The organism is Streptomyces sp. NPDC091281, assembly GCF_044757425.1.
Lineage (GTDB): Bacteria > Actinomycetota > Actinomycetes > Streptomycetales > Streptomycetaceae > Streptomyces.
The window spans coordinates 132,768-150,371 of sequence record NZ_JBIVUY010000008.1; the positions used below are offsets into that span (position 1 = coordinate 132,768).

17 protein-coding genes are annotated in these 17,604 nt (G+C 73.5%); 11 read left to right on the forward strand and 6 right to left on the reverse strand.

The window, feature by feature from the left end; genetic code table 11:
• Positions 1–82 precede the first annotated feature (82 nt).
• Together ACIQPQ_RS21820 and ACIQPQ_RS21825 are read left to right on the forward strand one after the other, a co-directional pair.
• Positions 83–802 carry an aminotransferase class I/II-fold pyridoxal phosphate-dependent enzyme gene (locus ACIQPQ_RS21820; protein ID WP_401306082.1) on the forward strand — a complete coding sequence of 240 codons (720 nt, stop codon included), beginning with the start codon at positions 83–85 and terminating at the stop codon, positions 800–802.
• Positions 803–828: 26 nt separating this feature from the next.
• Positions 829–1,578 (forward strand): aminotransferase class I/II-fold pyridoxal phosphate-dependent enzyme, encoded by a 750-nt coding sequence (locus ACIQPQ_RS21825; RefSeq protein WP_401306468.1) that lies wholly within the window; start codon positions 829–831, stop codon positions 1,576–1,578.
• A gap of 45 nt (positions 1,579–1,623) precedes the next feature.
• Here the strand turns inward: ACIQPQ_RS21825 and ACIQPQ_RS21830 are convergent, their stop codons facing one another.
• Positions 1,624–2,088: an ATP-binding protein gene (locus tag ACIQPQ_RS21830; RefSeq protein WP_401306084.1), complete on the reverse strand. Its 465-nt coding sequence runs from the start codon at positions 2,086–2,088 to the stop codon at positions 1,624–1,626.
• A gap of 252 nt (positions 2,089–2,340) precedes the next feature.
• Between ACIQPQ_RS21830 and ACIQPQ_RS21835 the strand changes: the two genes are divergently transcribed.
• The 9 genes from ACIQPQ_RS21835 (at position 2,341) to ACIQPQ_RS21875 (ending at position 12,789) form a co-directional block, all read left to right on the forward strand.
• Complete coding sequence (locus ACIQPQ_RS21835; RefSeq protein ID WP_401306086.1) at positions 2,341–3,195, forward strand: hypothetical protein; 855 nt, start codon at positions 2,341–2,343, stop codon at positions 3,193–3,195.
• Between the two features lie 186 nt (positions 3,196–3,381).
• Positions 3,382–4,149 (forward strand): YcnI family protein, encoded by a 768-nt coding sequence (locus ACIQPQ_RS21840; protein ID WP_401306088.1) that lies wholly within the window; start codon positions 3,382–3,384, stop codon positions 4,147–4,149.
• Between the two features lie 85 nt (positions 4,150–4,234).
• Positions 4,235–4,894, forward strand: coding sequence for an SCO family protein (locus tag ACIQPQ_RS21845; RefSeq protein ID WP_401306090.1), 660 nt, complete (start codon positions 4,235–4,237; stop codon positions 4,892–4,894).
• A gap of 62 nt (positions 4,895–4,956) precedes the next feature.
• A complete protein-coding gene (locus tag ACIQPQ_RS21850) occupies positions 4,957–5,475 on the forward strand; it encodes a copper chaperone PCu(A)C (RefSeq protein ID WP_401306091.1) in 519 nt (172 codons plus the stop codon).
• A 13-nt stretch (positions 5,476–5,488) separates the two neighbouring features.
• Positions 5,489–7,579, forward strand: coding sequence for a copper resistance CopC/CopD family protein (locus ACIQPQ_RS21855; RefSeq protein WP_401306093.1), 2,091 nt, complete (start codon positions 5,489–5,491; stop codon positions 7,577–7,579).
• Between the two features lie 8 nt (positions 7,580–7,587).
• On the forward strand, positions 7,588–9,000 hold the full coding sequence (gene efeB, locus ACIQPQ_RS21860) for an iron uptake transporter deferrochelatase/peroxidase subunit (RefSeq protein ID WP_401306094.1): 1,413 nt from the start codon (positions 7,588–7,590) through the stop codon (positions 8,998–9,000).
• Between the two features lie 161 nt (positions 9,001–9,161).
• Positions 9,162–10,094, forward strand: coding sequence for a prephenate dehydratase (pheA, locus tag ACIQPQ_RS21865; RefSeq protein ID WP_401306096.1), 933 nt, complete (start codon positions 9,162–9,164; stop codon positions 10,092–10,094).
• Positions 10,095–10,699: 605 nt separating this feature from the next.
• Positions 10,700–11,977 (forward strand): serine--tRNA ligase, encoded by a 1,278-nt coding sequence (gene serS, locus ACIQPQ_RS21870; RefSeq protein ID WP_401306097.1) that lies wholly within the window; start codon positions 10,700–10,702, stop codon positions 11,975–11,977.
• A complete protein-coding gene (locus tag ACIQPQ_RS21875) occupies positions 11,974–12,789 on the forward strand; it encodes an HAD family hydrolase (protein ID WP_401306099.1) in 816 nt (271 codons plus the stop codon). Before serS ends, ACIQPQ_RS21875 begins: the two co-directional genes overlap by 4 nt.
• Positions 12,790–13,478: 689 nt before the next feature.
• On the opposite strand, the gene ACIQPQ_RS21880 is transcribed toward ACIQPQ_RS21875, so the two are convergent.
• The 5 genes from ACIQPQ_RS21880 to ACIQPQ_RS21900 all read right to left on the reverse strand — a co-directional run bounded on the left by ACIQPQ_RS21880 (position 13,479) and on the right by ACIQPQ_RS21900 (position 17,420).
• The gene (locus tag ACIQPQ_RS21880) at positions 13,479–13,766 is read right to left on the reverse strand and encodes a hypothetical protein (RefSeq protein ID WP_401306492.1); all 288 of its coding nucleotides are present in this window, start codon (positions 13,764–13,766) and stop codon (positions 13,479–13,481) included.
• A gap of 152 nt (positions 13,767–13,918) precedes the next feature.
• Positions 13,919–14,638 carry an ABC transporter permease subunit gene (locus tag ACIQPQ_RS21885; RefSeq protein ID WP_383768283.1) on the reverse strand — a complete coding sequence of 240 codons (720 nt, stop codon included), beginning with the start codon at positions 14,636–14,638 and terminating at the stop codon, positions 13,919–13,921.
• 10 nt (positions 14,639–14,648) lie between these two features.
• Positions 14,649–15,560, reverse strand: coding sequence for an ABC transporter ATP-binding protein (locus ACIQPQ_RS21890; protein ID WP_383768281.1), 912 nt, complete (start codon positions 15,558–15,560; stop codon positions 14,649–14,651).
• Positions 15,557–16,465, reverse strand: a complete 909-nt coding sequence (locus ACIQPQ_RS21895) for an ABC transporter permease (protein ID WP_383768278.1) — start codon at positions 16,463–16,465, stop codon at positions 15,557–15,559. The genes ACIQPQ_RS21890 and ACIQPQ_RS21895 overlap by 4 nt, the downstream gene beginning before the upstream one ends.
• Complete coding sequence (locus ACIQPQ_RS21900; protein ID WP_401306471.1) at positions 16,455–17,420, reverse strand: ABC transporter ATP-binding protein; 966 nt, start codon at positions 17,418–17,420, stop codon at positions 16,455–16,457. The genes ACIQPQ_RS21895 and ACIQPQ_RS21900 overlap by 11 nt, the downstream gene beginning before the upstream one ends.
• Positions 17,421–17,604: the final 184 nt, after the last annotated feature.

A 17,604-nucleotide genomic window follows, 5' to 3' on the forward strand; every position in this document is an offset into this window, starting at 1 on the left:
CCGGCCGCCGCCGTGCGGGGGTGGCGTCCGGCCACCGCCGGGACGGGGGTGCGGTGTCCGGGCGTCGTGCGAGGGTGGGCACGTGAGCGACTTCTGGTCCGGCGCGGGCGTCGACCTGCACCTGGAGCCCGAGCCCGGCGACGGCACGGGGCGGCGCGCGGGGCTGGAGCGCGCGCTGCGCGACGCCGTGCGCGGCGGACGCCTCGCGCCCGGCACCCGGCTGCCGCCCACCCGCCGCCTCGCCGCCGAGGCCGGCCTCTCCCGCAACACCGTGAAGGCGGCCTACGACCAGCTCGTCGCCGAGGGCTACCTCACCGCCCGCCAGGGCTCGGGCACCCGCGTCGCCGACCTGCCCGCCGTCGCCGCGCGCCCCTCCGGCACGGCGGCCGACCCCACCGCGCCCCGCTTCGACCTGCGCCCCGGCAGCCCCGACGTCGGCGCCTTCCCCACCACGGCCTGGCTGCGCGCAGTACGCCGCGCCCTGGCCACGGCGCCCGCCTCGGCGTACGGCTACGGAGACCCGCGGGGACGCGTGGAGCTGCGGACGGCGCTGTCGGCGTACCTGGGGCGGGCGCGCGGCGTCGTCGCGCCCCCGGAGCGGATCGTGGTCACCACCGGGTACGTGCAGGGGCTCGCGCTGCTCACGCGCGCCCTCGGCGGACCGGCCGTGGGCATGGAGGACCCCGGTCTGCCCTTCCACCGGGAGGTCGTCCGGCGGGCCGGGGCCGGGTGCTGCCGGTGCCGGTCGACGAACGGGGCGTACGGCCAACGGAGTCGGGGGCGCTCGGGGCGGTGGTGGTGACGCCCGCGCACCAGTACCCGACCGGCGTGACCCTGCACCCCGAGCGCCGGCGGGCGCTGACCGACTGGGCCCGCGCGCAGGGGGCGCTGCTCGTCGAGGACGACTACGACGGGGAGTTCCGCTACGACCGGCAGCCGGTGGGCGCGCTCCAGGGAATGGCGCCGCACGAGGTCGTCTACCTCGGCACCGCCTCCAAGACCCTCGGCCCGGCCCTGCGGCTCGGCTGGATGGTGCTGCCGCCGCACCTCGTCGACGCGGTCGCCGACACCAAGCTGCACAGCGACCACCACACCGAGACCCTCGGCCAGCTCGCCCTCGCGGACCTGATCGGGAGCCACGCCTACGACCGTCACGTCCGCGCCTGCCGACTGCGCTACCGGCGCCGCCGCGACCTGCTGCTGGAGCGGCTCGGCGGGCACCGGGGCGTCCGCGGGGTCGCGGCCGGGCTGCACGCCCTGGTGGAGGTCCCCGACGAGGCGGCGGCACGGGAACGGGCGGCGGCGGCCGGGCTCGCGGTGGGGTTCCTGGGGGAGCACTGGCATGCGCGGGAGGGGGGAAAGGACGGAAAGGGGGGACAGGGACAGGGTGGCGAGGGAGGCGGCGACGGTGCCGGTGGGTCCGGGGGCGGCGCGGGCGGTGGCGGTGCCGGTGGTTCCAGGGGCGGCGCAGGCGATGGCGGGCGGCCGCAGGGGCTGGTGGTGGGGTACGGGACGCCGCGGGAAGGGGCGTATCCGGAGGCGTTGGACGTGCTGGTGAAGGTGCTGGACGGGGTGTGAGGCGGTGGGCCGGGGGCGGTGGGTCAGATCGCCATCGTCGGTGGGTCAGACCGCCATCAACGGCGCCGCGTCCTCACGCCACTTGAGGATCTTGTCGAAGCTGACGACGGCCCCGCCGCGGCCCGGCTTGTTGCCGATGTGGACGTGGTCGGCGAGTTCCCGGATCAGGAACAGGCCACGCCCCTCCTCGGCGTCGGTGTGCGCGGGGACGACCGCGGGGGCGGGGGCCTGCCGCTCGCCGGTGAAACCCGGCCCCGAGTCGGCGACCTCGATGCGGCACATCGCGCCGTCGAGGTAGGCGGTGACCCGGTAGGCCCCGGAACCGCCGCCGCGCGCGGCACCCCCGCCGTGCTCGACGGCGTTGGCACAGGCCTCGCTGAGGGCGACGGAGAGGTCGTAGGACACGTCGGGGTCGACCCCCGCCGTCTCCATCGTGCCGAGCAGCAGGCGGCGGGCGAGCGGAACGCTCGCTGCCTCACGCCTCAGATGGAGTGACCACCAGATGCTCATGCTCCAGCCTCCCGGCCGCGCCTCGACATACCGATACGTATTGCCGCCCGAGGCCGTCACTAAGCGCGATTCCGACGTGACGCCGCCCATACGGGGGATGCGCGGCAGACCCGGAACGGTGTATAGGAGGCCCCTCACCTGCGCGTGTGCCTCACCACCCCCGGTCGTAACAACGGATGATCCGGGGGGTGCGGGAAAACGTCCGGACCTGGCGTAGGAGAGGCGTGGGGCCAGTGCGATGATGAGCCCGCCATGACCGACCCCCATCAGCGCACGGCGCGCTCCGGAGGTGCCCTCCGGCTGCTGCGGGCCGCGGTGTTCGCCGCGGTCTGCGTCGTGCTGGCCGGGGCCGGTCACACCCTCGCCGCCTGCGACGCCGTCCCGCTGTGGACGCTCGGCGCGGGGTTCCTCGCCGTCCTGGTGGTCGCGGCGCCGCTCGCCGGGCGGGCCCGCTCGCTGCCCGCCATCGCCACCCTGCTCACCGTCGGACAGGCCGTCCTGCACACGCTCTTCGGGCTCGGGCAGCACAGCGCCCCGTCCGGCGGTGCCGTGTCGGCCGCGTCCCGGGCGGCCGACGCCGCGCTGGTGGAGCGGGCGGCCCGGCTGCTGTGCGGGGCCGCTGCGGCGCCGCTCAGTCCGGCGCGGGCCCAGCAGATCCTGGTGGACGCGCGGATCTACCCCGGCGGCGGCACGGGCACGTCGGCCGTGCACCACGCGTCGGAGGGGATGGGCGGCACCGGCGCGACCGCCTCGCCGTTCCCGACGCCGATGTCGATGGCGCTCCTGCCCTCGCTGCCGATGCTGCTCGGGCACGTCCTCGCGGCCGTCGGCGCCGGGTGGCTGCTGCGGCACGGGGACGCGGCGCTGCTGCGGCTGACGGACCTGTCGGCGCAGGGCGTCGCGGAGGGCGCGCTCGTCCGCGCGCTGCGCGCCGCGCTCGCGCTGGCGCGCGCACTGCTCGCGGGTCTGCCGGGCGCGCCGCACACCGGTCCGCGCCCGCCGCACGCGGCGCCGCCCGTACCGGCCCGGCCGTCGGCCGGAGCGCTCCAGCACTCGGTGATCCGGCGCGGGCCGCCCGCCGCCGCTCCCTTCGTCCTCGCTGCCTGACACGACACGACCAGCACTCCACTCTCATCGGGGGGGGGCGGCCGCCGTCGTGCGGCACGCGCGCGTGCCCGCCGTCCCGCCGTACGCCCGGACCGCCGCCGCCCGCCAGGGCCGCGGAACCGCGCCCGGCCGCCGGGGCACGCACCCCTCACCCATGTCTCTCACTCTGAGTGGAGTGCACCTGTCATGAAGATCTCCCGTCTCGCCGCCGCCGCTGCCGTCGCCGGGTCCGCCGTCGTCGTCCTGGCCTCGCCCGCCCTCGCGCACGTCTCCGTGCAGCCGGAGGGCACCGCGTCCCAGGGCGGCTACGCCCTCATCAACTTCCGTGTCCCGAACGAGCGCGACAACGCGACGACCACCAAGCTGGAGGTCACCTTCCCGCTGGACACCCCGCTGTCCTCGGTGATGCCGGAGAAGCTCGACGGCTGGAAGATCGACATCGTCAAGAGCAAGCTCGACAAGCCGCTGGAGGTGCACGGCCGGCAGGTGAGCGAGGCCGTCTCCAAGGTGACGTGGACCGCGACCGACGGCAAGGGCATCCCGACCGGCTACATCCAGCAGTTCCCGGTCTCCGTCGGCGCGCTGCCGGAGAAGGACCAGATCGTCTTCAAGGCGATCCAGACGTACTCCAACAAGGAAGTCGTCCGCTGGATCGAGGTGCAGGCGGACGGCGCCGAGGAGCCCGAGCACCCGGCCCCGGCGCTCGCCCTGGCCGCCGCCGAGGAGGGCCACGGGCACGGCGCGGCCGGTGCCGAGGACTCCGACGAGAAGGCCGACGAGGCGGGCGCGAAGGACGCCCAGGCCGCCTCGAAGTCCACCGAGGCCGCCGGGTCCGACTCCGACGGCACCGACACCACCGCCCGCGTCCTCGGCGTGGTCGGCATCGTCGTCGGCATCGCCGGGGTCGCCTACGGCGTCCTCGCCGGCCGCCGCCGCTCCGACGCCGCCGCCTGACGGCCCGGCCGCTCGTCCGCGGTGCGCGCCGGGGCACTGGCTGCCCCGGCGCGCACCGGAGTTCACACATCTGGGACATTTCTCTATGCGCAAGAAGACGTTCGCCGCGGCCGTGCTGCTCGCCGCGGCCACTCTGACCCTCTCCGCCTGCGGCAGCGGCGGCGACGACAAGGACGCGAGCCCGGTCTCCGCCGTCGGGGAGGACTCCGCCGCGCGGGGCGCCGCGACCGTGCTCGACCAGCCGTTCGCCAAGCCGGACCTCGTCCTCACCGACACCACCGGCAAGAAGTACGACCTCCGTAAGGAGACCGCCGGGCACCCGACCCTGCTCTACTTCGGCTACACCCACTGCCCCGACGTCTGCCCGCTGACGATGAACAACATCGCCGTCGCGAAGAAGCAGCTGCCCGCGGCGATGCAGGAGAAGCTGCGGGTCGTGTTCGTGACCACCGACCCCGCCCGTGACACCTCGGCGGCCCTCGGCACCTGGCTCAAGGGCATCGACTCCCAGGTCGTCGGTCTGACCGGCGGGTTCCCCGCCATCCAGACCGCGGCGCGCGGCGTCGGCATCTCCATCGAGGCGCCGCACAAGGACAAGAACGGCAAGATCGTCTCCACCCACGGCACCCAGGTCGTCGCCTTCTCCCCGAAGACCGACGCCGGTTACCTCCTCTACGGCGAGGACGCCACCGTGGACGACTACGCCAAGGACCTGCCCAAGATCATCAACGGGCAGAAGCCGTGAGGCCGTCCGGCACCCGCCCGGCTCCGGGCTCCCGCTCCCGCTCCGGTTCCGATCCCGGTGCCATGCCCCCGTCCTTGTCGCGCTCCGGTTCGGGTTCGGGTTCCGGTCGCGTGCGGGCCCGGGGTGCGGCGGTGGCCGGTGCGCTGGCCTGCGTGCTCCTCCTCGCGGGCTGCGGCTCGGGGTCGGGCTCGGGCTCCTCCGGGTCGGCCGCCGAACTGTCCGTGAAGTCCGCCTACATGCCGCAGCCGGTCTCCGACTCGATGGCGGCGGGCTTCCTCACCGTCACCAACCAGGGCGGTACGCGGGACGAGCTGACCTCGGTCACCAGCGAGGTCGCGGGCAGCGTCACCGTGCACGAGACCGTCGGCGGCGCGATGCGGGAGGCCGACGCCCTCGCCGTACCGGCGGGCGGGCGGCTGGTCCTCGCCAGCGGCGGGAACCACCTGATGTTCGAGAACCTGAAGCGCAAGCCGGTGGAGGGCGAGAAGGTGACCGTGGAACTGCACTTCGCGGAGTCCGGGACCGTCCAGGTCGAGATGCCGGTGGAAGCCGCCACCTACACCCCGAAGACCGGGGCCTGAGGGAAGGACCGCCTTGTCCCCGACCATCGCTCCCAGGACCCTCGCTCCGCGGGCGCCCGCTCACCGGCCTCTCGCCCGCGCGGTACGGGCGCTGGCGCTGCTGATCCTGGCCGTCGGCGGCGCGCTGTTCGCCGGTGCCGGGCCGGCCGCCGCGCACGCCGCGCTGACCGGCAGCGATCCCGCTCAGGGGACCGTGGTCGACAAGGCGCCCACCCAGGTGTCGCTGACCTTCTCCGAGCAGGTCTCCGCCACCTCCGACGGCCTGCGGGTGCTCGACCCCAAGGGCAAGCGGGTCGACACCGGCAAGCCGTCGAACACGGGCGGCGCCACCTACGCCGTCCCGCTCCACACCGGGCTGCCCGACGGCACCTACACCGTGACCTACCAGGTCGTCTCCGCCGACAGCCACCCCGTCGCGGGCGCCTTCACCTTCTCCATCGGCGCGCCCTCCGCGACCAGCGTCTCGGCCGAGACCCGCGCGGCGGGCGGCGGCGTCGTCGGCTGGCTCTACGGCTTCGGCCGCTACGTGTCGTACGCCGGTTTCACCGTGCTGGTCGGCGGCGCCGCCTTCGTCCTGGCCTGCTGGCAGCGCGGCACCGGGGTACGGGCCGTGCAGCGGCTCGTCGTCGGCGGCTGGGTCGCGCTCACCTCGGCCACCCTGTTCCTGCTGCTCCTGCGCGGCTCCTACACCGGGTCCGGCGCGGTCGGCGACATCTTCGACCTCGGACTGCTCGGGGACGTCCTCCAGACGAAGACGGGCGCCGCGCTCGTCTCCCGGCTGCTGCTGCTCGCGGCGGCGGCCCTGTTCATCGCGGTGCTCTTCGGCGCGTACGACAAGCGTGAGGACGAGGAGAAGCGGGACCTGACCTTCGGGCTGGCCGTCGGCGGGACCGTGGTGGCGGCGGGGCTCGCGGCGAGCTGGGCCATGGCCGAGCACGCCTCCGCCGGTATCCAGCCGGGCATCGCGATGCCGGTGGACATCGTCCACCTCCTCGCCGTCGCCGCCTGGCTGGGCGGGCTGTGCACCCTCCTCGTCGCCCTGTACCGGGGGGACACCCCGCCCGACGCCACCGCCGTACGCCGGTTCTCGCGGCTCGCCTTCGGCAGTGTCGCCGCCCTGGTGCTGACCGGCGTCTACCAGTCGTGGCGCCAGCTCGGCTCGTGGTCGGCGTTCACCGGGACCCGCTACGGACAGCTGCTGCTGATCAAGATCGCGCTGGTGGCCGTCCTCGTGGGCATCGCCTGGTTCTCCCGGCGCTGGACGGCGCGGATGGTGGAGGCCGCGGCAGCGGCGGCGGCCTCCGCGGCGGCGAAGGCGCGCGCCCGCAAGGGGTCGCCCGCGGCACGGGCCGGTGCGGTCAAGGAGACGGCCACCGCGGGGAAGGCGGGGGCCAAGGGCACGAAGGAGAACCCGAAGGAGAGCCGGAACGGCGCCCAGGGCAAGGGCGGCGGCAAGGCGGTCGGGGGCAAGGGCTCCGGCGACGCGAAGGCGTCGGGGGCCGACAAGGGCTCCGGTGACGCCAAGCGGGCCGCGCAGCTCGCGCGGCAGCGGGCCGCCGTGGACGCGGCGCGCCAGAAGCAGCGGCGGGACGCCGACCCGGACCGGCTCGGCCTGCGCCGCTCGGTGCTCGCCGAGGCGGGCGTCGCGGTCGTCCTGCTCGCCGTGACCACCGTGCTGACCTCGACCGAGCCGGGCCGCACGGAGCAGGACGCCAAGGCCGCCGCGGCGGCGTCGTCCTCGTCGGCGGCGACCGGCGCCTCGGGGGCCCTGACCCTCGACATGGCCTTCGACACCGGGGGCACGGACGGCAAGGGCGTCGTCAGCATCGACCTCGACCCGGCCCGCTCGGGCGCCAACGAGATGCACGTCTACGTCACCCGGCCCAACGGGCGCGCCTTCGACGTCCCCGAGGTGAAGGTCGCCTTCACCCTGGAGAGCGAGGACGTCGGACCGCTGCCGGTCTCCCCGGACCACATCACCACCGGCCACTGGTCGGCGAGCGGCGTCCAGCTCCCGCTCGCCGGGGAATGGAAGGTCGCCGTCACCGTACGGACCTCCGACATCGACCAGGTGACCGTCTCCAAGAACGCGCAGATCGGCTGAACCGCACCATGCCCGACCAGACCCTCCCGCCGCACGGCACCACGACGAAGAAGACGAAGCCCGAGAAGAAGAAGGCGGGTACGGCCAGGAAGCCCGGGTCGACCGAGACGACCGGGGTGACCGGGCCGCCCGGGACAGCCGGGGCGACGGCGGCCTCCGGAACCGGTGGAACCAGCGGGACCGACCGGCCCGCCGCCGCTCCCGGGCCCTCCCGGCGGCGCCTCCTCGGGGCCGCCGGGGCGGGCGGGCTGGTGCTGGGCGCCGCCGCGGGCGGAGCGGTCGGGTACGCCGCCGCGCCCGCCGCGGCCACTCCGCTCACCTCGATCGGGTCCGGCCGCGCGATGTTCCACGTGAAACATCAGCCGGGCATCACCCAGAGCCTCCAGGCCCGCGGCCACCTCGTCGCCTTCGACCTCGTCCCCGGGGCGGGCCGCAAGGAGGCGGCGGCCCTGCTGCGGCGCTGGTCGGAGACGGCACGGCGGCTGATGGCGGGCGAGGCGGCCCCGCACGGCGACACGGACGTGTCCCGCGACGCCGGACCGTCCTCGCTGACCGTCACCTTCGGCTTCGGGCACAGCCTCTTCGCCCGGACCGGACTGGAGGGGCAGCGCCCGGCCGCCCTCGATCCGCTGCCGGACTTCTCCGCCGACCGGCTGGACAAGGCGCGCAGCGACGGCGACCTCTGGGTGCAGATCGGCGCGGACGACGCCCTGGTCGCGTTCCACGCCCTGCGCGCGCTTCAGAAGGAGGCGGGGAGCGCGGCGCGGGTGCGCTGGCAGATGAACGGCTTCAACCGCACGCCGGGCGCGACCGCCCACCCGATGACGGCCCGCAATCTCATGGGCCAGGTCGACGGCACCCGCAACCCCAAGCCCGCCGAGGCGGACTTCGAGAAGCGGATCTTCGTCCCGGAGTCGGGGTCGGCCGACCCCGCGTGGATGGCCCACGGCTCGTACGTCGTCGTACGGCGTATCCGGATGCTCCTCGACGACTGGGAGGACCTGTCGGTCGCGGAGCAGGAGCAGGTCATCGGGCGCCGCAAGACGGACGGGGCGCCGCTGACCGGGGGCGGCGAGACGGCCGACATGGACCTGGAGAAGACCGACGCGCGCGGCGATCTGGTGGTCCCGGTCAACGCACACGCCCGGATCACCCGGCCCGACCAGAACGGGGGCGCGGCGATGCTGCGCAGGCCGTTCTCCTACCACGACGGCATCGGCGCCGACGGGGTCCCGGACGCCGGGCTGCTCTTCGTCTGCTGGCAGGCGGACCCGTTGCGCGGCTTCGTCACGGTGCAGCGGAAGCTGGACCGCGGCGACGCCCTGTCGGCGTACGTCCGCCACGAGGCGAGCGGCCTGTACGCGGTGCCGGGCGGGGCGGCGGAGGGCGAGTACGTGGGACAGCGCCTGCTGGAGGGGTGAGGCGGGGCGCGTGGGCGGAAGCGGTGGGGTGGAAGCGGTGGGCTGACCGGGTGTCCGCCGGGACGCGCCGCGCCGTGGCGGGGTCACGCCGGTTCACTCGGCCGAGGGGCCGGGCGTGAGACGCGTCGGCCCGGTCCGGCCAGGGCCATTAGGGTGAGGTCATGCCAGCGAGCTACGCGTATCTCGGCCCCGAGGGCACCTTCACGGAGGTCGCCCTGCGCACGCTTCCGGAGGCGGCCACCCGGCAGCTGCTCCCGTACGTGTCCGTGCAGTCCGCGCTCGACGCGGTCCGTACGGGCGAGGCCGAAGCGGCGTTCGTGCCGATCGAGAACTCGGTGGAGGGCGGCATCACGGCCACCCTCGACGAGCTGGTGGCGGGCGCCCCGCTGATGATCTACCGCGAGGTGCTGCTGTCGATCACCTTCGCGCTGCTGGTCCGGCCCGGCACGGCGCTGGCCGACATCAAGACCGTCTCGGCGCATCCGGCCGCCCAGCCGCAGGTGCGCAACTGGCTGCGGACGCACCTCCCGGACGCCGCCTGGGAGTCGGCCGCGTCGAACGCGGACGCGGCCCGTCTGGTCCAGGAGGGCCGCTACGACGCCGCCTTCGCGGGCGAGTTCGCCGCCGCCCGGTACGGGCTGACCGCGCTGGAGACCGGCATCCACGACGCGGAGAACGCGCAGACCCGGTTCGTGCTCGTGGGCCGTCCGGCGCGGCCCTCGGCGCCGACGGGCGCCGACAAGACGTCCGTCGTGCTGTGGCAGCGCGACGACCATCCCGGCGGACTGCGCGACCTGCTCGGCGAGTTCGCCGGACGGGGCATCAACCTGATGGTGCTCCAGTCCCGGCCGACCGGGGCGGGCATCGGCAACTACTGCTTCTGCATCGACGCCGCCGGTCACATCTCCGAGCGCCGGATGGCCGAGGCGCTGATGGGCCTGAAGCGGATCTGCCGGGACGTGCGGTTCCTCGGCTCCTACCCGCGGGCCGACGTGACGGTCGCCGACGTACGGGCGCCGCTGCCGGGGACTTCGGAGAGTGAGTTCATGGCCGCCGCGGAATGGGTCACGCGCTGCCAGGACGGCCGGTTCTAGGACGGTACGGAGGTGCCCGCGGGCGGCCGGGCCGCCCCTTCCGGGTGCCTTCGGTCGACCCGGCGGGCGGGTTAAGGGAAATCGACGGCCGTCTTACGGTCGGATTTCAACCAGTCCTACCTGCATATCTTCGTTATCCACAGGAGTTATCCACAGGGCGGCTTCTCGACCTGGGGACAAGTCGACAACAACACGTCGCGCGATCGACAAATCGCCCTGGAGCGCCCCGTCGGACCGTCAGCCCCACCGGTCACTCTTCGTCCACCTGTTTCCCCCGCTCCCTCCCTTGACACAACCCATTTCCACTCGAAAGTGGACGCACGGCGGGTTTGATCAAGGAATTCACGCCAAAGGCAGGCGGGAGGAAATGATCGTTCCCCGCGTCCACAGATCTTCCACACAGCCTGTGGATAACTTTTTCCGGCTGTGGATTCCTGTGGACAGAGACCCGCCCCAAATCCCCGCCCGCACAAGGAAATCGCACCGCCCCCACGGCCGCCCCGACCACCGGCCCCGTATCCGGCATTCACCGCATAGCGGCGCGTAAGCCGTTTTCCGCAATAGTGAGTCGTGGGGCGTCACCGCGCACCGGTAGCCTTGGCCGCGTGATTGACCTTCGCCTGCTCCGTGAGGACCCCGACCGTGTGCGCGCCTCCCAGCGTGCCCGTGGAGAGGACGTCGCGCTCGTCGACGCCCTCCTCTCCGCCGACGAGCGGCGCAGGTCGTCCGGCGTCCGCTTCGACGAGCTGCGCGCCGAGCAGAAGGGGATGGGCAAGCTCATCTCCCGCGCGACGCCCGACGAGAAGGCGGAGCTGCTGAAGCGGGCGAGCCAGCTCGCCGCCGACGTCAAGGCCGCCGACGCCGAGCGCGACGCCGCCGACACCGAGACCCATGAGCTGCTGCTGCGCCTCGGCAACCTCGTCCACCCCGACGTCCCCGTCGGCGGCGAGGAGGACTTCGTCACGCTGGAGACGCACGGCACGATCCGCGACTTCGGCGCCGAGGGCTTCGACCCCCGCGACCACCTGGAACTCGGCCAGCTGCTCGGCGCCATCGACGTCGAGCGCGGCGCGAAGGTCTCCGGCTCGCGCTTCTACTTCCTCACCGGCGTGGGCGCCCTCCTGGAGCTGGCCCTGGTCAACGCGGCGATCGCGCAGGCCACCGCCGCGGGCTTCACCCCGATGCTCACCCCGGCGCTGGTCCGCCCGCAGTCGATGGCCGGCACCGGCTTCCTCGGCCAGGCCGCCCAGGACGTCTACCACCTCGACAAGGACGACCTCTACCTCGTCGGCACCTCCGAGGTCCCCCTCGCCGCGTACCACATGGACGAGATCATCGAGGCCGACCGCCTCCCCCTGCGCTACGCGGGCTTCTCGCCCTGCTTCCGCCGCGAGGCCGGTTCGCACGGCAAGGACACCAAGGGCATCTTCCGCGTCCACCAGTTCGACAAGGTGGAGATGTTCACCTACGTCACCCCGGAGGAGTCGGAGGCCGAGCACCAGCGGCTGCTGGAGTGGGAGAAGCAGTGGCTGACCTCGCTGGAGCTGCCGTTCCGGGTGATCGACGTCGCCACCGGTGACCTCGGCGCCTCGGCCGCCCGCAAGTTCGACTGCGAGGCCTGGATTCCGACCCAGGGCAAGTACCGCGAGCTGACCTCGACCTCGGACTGCACCGAGTTCCAGTCGCGCCGCCTGTCGATCCGCGTCCGCGAGGGCAAGCAGGTCCGCCCGCTGGCCACCCTCAACGGCACCCTCTGCGCCGTACCGCGCACGATCGTCGCGCTGCTGGAGAACCACCAGCAGGCCGACGGCTCCGTGCGGGTGCCGGAGGTGCTGCGGCCGTACCTCGGCGGCCGGGAGGTCCTGGAGCCGGTGACCCGGTGAGCGATGCCCCGGCTGCCGCCTTCCCCTACCGGCTGATCGCGACCGACCTCGACGGGACGCTGCTGCGCTCCGACGAGTCGGTCTCCGCGCGCACCCGTGACGCGCTCGCCGCGGCCACCGCGGCGGGCGCCGCCCACATCGTGGTGACCGGCCGCGCCGTCCCCTGGACCCGGCACATCCTCGACGACCTCGGCTACGACGGCCTCGCGGTCTGCGGCCAGGGCGCCCAGGTCTACGACGCGGGCGCGCACCGCCTGCTGACCTCGGTGACCCTGGACCGGCAGCTCGCCGGGGTCGCCCTCGCCAAGATCGAGGCGGAGGTCGGCCCGCTGTACCTTGCGGCCAGCCGCGACGGCCTGGACGGCGAGGTGCTGGTCGGCCCCGGGTACGCGGTCACCGACCGGTTGCCGTCGACACCGTTCACGGACGCCTCGGACCTGTGGACCGCGCCGCTGAACAAGATCTACATACAGCGTCCCGAGCTGTCCGACGACGAGCTGGCGGAGGCGGCCCGCCGGGCCGCGGGCGGCTTCGTCGGCGTGGCCATGGCCGGTGAGGGCGTGGTCGAACTGCTGCCGCTCGGCCTCTCCAAGGCCACCGGCCTCTCCCTGGCGGCCCGCCGTCTCGGCCTCCGGTCCGCCGACACGATCGCCTTCGGCGACATGCCCAACGACATCCCCATGTTCGCCTGGTCCGCCCACGGCGTCGCGATGTCCAACGCCCACGAGGAACTCAAGGCGGTGGCCGACGAGGTCACCACCTCCAACGAGGAGGACGGCATCGCAGCCGTCCTGAACCGCCTCCTCCCCTGACCCGGCTCCCCGACGGGCGCACCGCGAGGAACCGCGCCCCGTGGCCCCGTGGGGGACCAGGCCCCGGTTCGGGACGCGCGGACTGACGCGCCACGAGCGATCACGCATCGCGGGGCGAGGCCACGTCGTGGGGCGGGGCGGGGCGGGGTAGACCGTAGGACGAGGTGGGGCCGCGGGGCGAGGCCGCGCCGCAGGGCGAGATGGGGCCGCAGGGCGAGGCGGCGCCGCGAGGCCAGGTGGGGCGGCGAGTGACTCGGCAACGTGCCCGGCGCCCCGAAGGGACTACCGCAAGGCGTCCCGAGGGCGCGCCACCCCACCGCGCGCCGAGCTGGCCGCAGCCATCAAGGGCTACGCCGCCGCACGAGATGGCCGCAGGCCGTCAAGGGGCGCGGGGAACTGCGCGACCAGCCACAACGCACCCGCACCCGAACACGAACCCCCGCCGACAACCACCCGCATCGCGGGAGGGCCCCGCCCCACCTCCGGCGACGGACCCGACCGACCCACACGACGCAGACCGCCGCATGCTCGAAGCGGCCGCTCGGAATCCCCCCGGAGACAGTCCCCCGGCGGACCCTCCCGGCGACGCGAACACCCCCATGGTCCCGCCGGACAGAAGCCCACCGCCACCGAATTTGCCCCGCCCCCCGGCCCCGATGGCAGACCCCGCCACACCCGGCCGGCAGCCCCTACTTACGCCGCCACCGCCGACGCCGCGCCTTGCTGAAGAACCACCCCGCGGGCGGCTCGTCCGACCGCCAGGGCTGCGGCTCGGGCGCCTCCGTCCGCCACCGCGCCGCCAGCATCCGCGCACGGGCCGACGGCTCGGACGTTCCGGCGCCCCGGACGAACTCCTCGTCGAACACGAGGTCGTCGTCGGACCAGTCCCCGGCGACACCGGCACCCTCAGCGGCCCCGGCACCCTCCGCGGCCCCGGCGTGCTCGCCGTCCCCGGAGCGCCTCGCCTGCTCAGCCATTCCGACCTCCTGCCGTCCGCCCGGTGCCGCCGCGGGAGCCTGTACGGCCCCGGTCGTTGTGGGTTCACCCACCTCGCCCCAGTGTGCCGCGCGGCGGATGAAGGCCCCGTCAAGAAGGAGGCGGGCCCCCCGCGCCCGCCTCCCCCGGTGTCCTACTCCTCGCCCGCCAGCGTCAGCGTCCGCAGCTTCTGTCCCGCGTACCAGGTGGCGAGGACCGTCACGACGACCAGCAGCACAGTGGCGGTGGTCAGTCCGACGTCCGAGGTGATGAGGTCACCCCCGGCGACCTTGTCGGCGACGGCCAGCGACCACTGCTGGACGCTCAGCGTGCGCGCGCCCGGCACGAGGGAGCCGAACAGCGCCTCCCAGACGAGGGCGTAGACGAGGCCGAAGACGACCGCGTGCCGGGAGACCGTGCCCAGCAGCAGGAAGAGCGCCGCGTAGGCGATGGACGAGACCAGCGCGGCGACCGTGTAGGCGACGGCGATCTGCTGGCCGTTGCCGTTGAGGATGAACCCGGCGATCAGGGTGGGCAGCGCGGAGAACACCATCGTGACGGCGACGGCGACGATCAGCTTGGTGAAGATGATCGTGGGCCGCTTGATCGGCTTGGACAGCAGGTAGACGACGGAGCCGTCGTCGATCTCCGGGCCGATCGCGCCGGTCCCGGCGATGACGCCGATGATCGGGATCATCGTGGCCAGCGCGAGTCCGCCGAGCAGGTCGGCCGCGGTCTGGTCGTCGGCGCCCGCGAGGGCGCGCACCACGACCGAGATCACGATCAGCAGCAGGGGCAGCGCGCCGAGGATGAGGGCCCGGCGGCGGCCGAGCAGGGCCCGGTAGGTGAGTCGGGCGACTGTGGGGTCGTACATCTTCGGCCTCCTACGCCGCGACCAGGTACGAGAAGACGGACTCGAGGGACTCGTCGGACGGCGAGACCGTGAGCAGCCGGATGCCGTGGTCCCTGGCGACCTGGGGCAGCAGCGCGGTGAAGCGGCCGAAGTCGACGGCCTGGATGCGCAGCGCGCCCTCGGCGAGGTCGACCTCGATGCCTGAGGTGGACGGATCGGCGATCAGCGCGGCCGCGAGGGCGCGGTCGTCGCTGGAGCGCACCAGGTAGCGGTGCGGCCGGTCGGTCATCAGGCGGCGGATCTTGCGGAAGTCGCCGCTGGCGGCGTGCCGTCCGGCGACGACGACCTCGATGTGCCAGGCGAGCTGCTCGACCTCTTCGAGGATGTGCGAGGAGAACAGCACGGTGCGGCCCTCGTCGCCCATCCGGCGCAGCAGGTCCATGAGCTGCATGCGCTGGCGCGGGTCCATGCCGTTGAACGGTTCGTCGAGCAGGAGCAGCGACGGGTCGTGGACGAGGGCGCTGGCCATCTTCACGCGCTGCCGCATGCCCTTGGAGTAGGTGGCGATCTTGCGGTCCTGCGCGTACTCCATCTCCACGGTGGCCAGGGCCTTCTGGGCGGCCTTGGCGCCGAGGCCGTGGAGTTCGGCGTTGGCGACGACGAACTCGCGGCCGGTGAGGAAGTCGTACATCGCCTCGCGTTCGGGGACGACGCCGATGTGGCGGTAGATGTCCTCGTTGCGCCAGACCGGGCGGCCGTCGAGGGTGACAGTGCCGGTGGAGGGGGCGAGGAAGCCGCCCATCATGTTGATGAGGGTGGACTTCCCGGCGCCGTTGGGGCCGAGGAGGCCGGTGACGCCGGGGCCGATGGTCATGGTGATGTCGTTGACGGCGACCACGTTGCCGAACCAGCGGGAGACGTGGTCGATCGAGAGCGTGGTCACAGTCCCACCTTCTTGTAGCGGCGCACCAGGAGGGCGTAGGTGGTGGCGATGAGGCCGAGGGTGACGAGGACGTAGACCACGCCCTCTCCGTTCGACGGGCCGATGCCGCCGGGGAAGGCGGAGTCGGCGCCGAGGAAGGCGGACTGGACGCCGTCGATGAGGGAGATCGGGGAGAAGAGCCCGATCCACGGAACGGCGCTCGCGCTGCCCTGTTCGTCGGCGATGGCCTGGAGGGTGGAGACAGCGCCGTAGGTGATGGTCAGGACGGCGATGACGGCGGCGATGCCGAAGCCCCGGCGCGGGGTGACGGCGGCGATGACGAGGCCGAGTCCGGCGAAGAGCAGGGAGAGCAGTGCCACGGAGACGAGTCCCTGGGCGAATCCCTCGGTCTGGTCGGCGAAGTCGAGCTTGGCCAGCAGGGCGCCCACGTAGAGCACCAGCAGGGGTGCGGCGGTGAGGATGAACAGGGCGGAGGCGAGTGCCGCGAACTTCGCCTGGACGTAGTCGGCGGTCTCGATAGGCCGCGAGAAGTAGAGCGGCACGGTCTTGAAGCGCAGGTCGCGGGAGACGGACTGCGGGGCCTGCGAGGCGACGTAGAGGCTGATGACGGCCTGCATGACGATCGCGTAGCGCGTGTAGTCCAGGGGGAGGGCGTCGGCCTTGGTGGCGACGGCGACGGCGACCATGATGGCCGCGGGGACGCACATCACGACGAAGAGCAGCATCGGCAGCACCTTGGACTTCACCGAGCGGCCGAGGCCGTAGGCGCCGCGCAGGGACTGCGAGTAGAGGGACCGGCGGGCGTAGGCGCGGCCCAGGCGGGGGCCGTCGTAGCTGCGGTAGCCGATGTTGTGGATGCGGGTCTGGTCGCCCGCGGGGGTGGTCACCGGGTGCTCAACTGCCATGGCCGACGGCCTCCTTCCGCTCTGTGTCGCTGTCGTGGAAGACCTCGGAGATGTGGTGGCGGCGCTGCTCCATGCGGACCAGGCCGAGGCCGAGGTCGGCGACGGTGTCGCGCACCACGTCGTAGGTCTCCTCGCCCTGCGCGGTCAGCAGCAGGACGTGGCCCGCGCCGGGCAGGCCGTTCTGCGCGTCGAGGACCTCCACGCCGCGCGCGTCGAGGGCCTCGCGCACCGCGCGGGTGCCGTCCGGGTGGGTCTCGCTGTCGGTGACCTCGATGGCGAGGGTGGTGGTGATCTGGGTGAAGTCGGTGGTGGAGCTGGAGCGCAGGAGCTTGCCGCCGTCGACCACGACGACGTGGTCGCAGGTGCGTTCCAGCTCGCCCAGCAGGTGGGAGGTGACCAGGACCGAGATGCCGAAGTCGGTGTGGATGCGGCGGATCAGGCCGAGCATCTCGTCGCGGCCGACCGGGTCGAGGCCGTTGGTCGGCTCGTCGAGGAAGACCAGCTGCGGGTCGTGGACGAGGGCCTGGGCGAGCTTGACCCGCTGCTTCATGCCGGTCGAGTAGCCGCCGATGGGGCGGTAGCGCTCCTCGTACAGCCCGACGTGGCGCAGGGTGTCGGCGGTCCGCTCGCGGGCGGCGGCGGGCGGGAGGCCCGACATGCGCGCCATGTGCACGACGAACTCGGTGGCCGAGACGTCGGGCGGCAGGCAGTCGTGCTCCGGCATGTAGCCGACGCGCTCGCGGATGGCGGCGCCCTCGGTCGCGACGTCGAGGCCGAGCACGGCGGCGCGGCCCTCGCTCGCGGGGGCAAGACCCAGCAGGATCTTGATCAGTGTGGACTTGCCGGCCCCGTTGGCTCCGACGAGTCCGGTCACACCGGGCCCGACGTCCACGGAGAGCCGGTCAAGAGCGGTCACCCGGGGGAACCGCTTGCTCAGGCTTTCGGTCACGATCACAGTCACATGGACGACGATAGTGACGCGGGCCACGCCGGTCGTCAGCCCGCAGAGCTGTCCGCGTCTCCCTCTCCAGATGTACGGGCCCGTAGGGGTTCTGGTGCCTGAGAGCTACAGCGGGGCCCCGCGGCCCGGGGCGGACGCGGCCGTCCCGCCCTATTGACGCTTTCTCTAACAAGTGCCA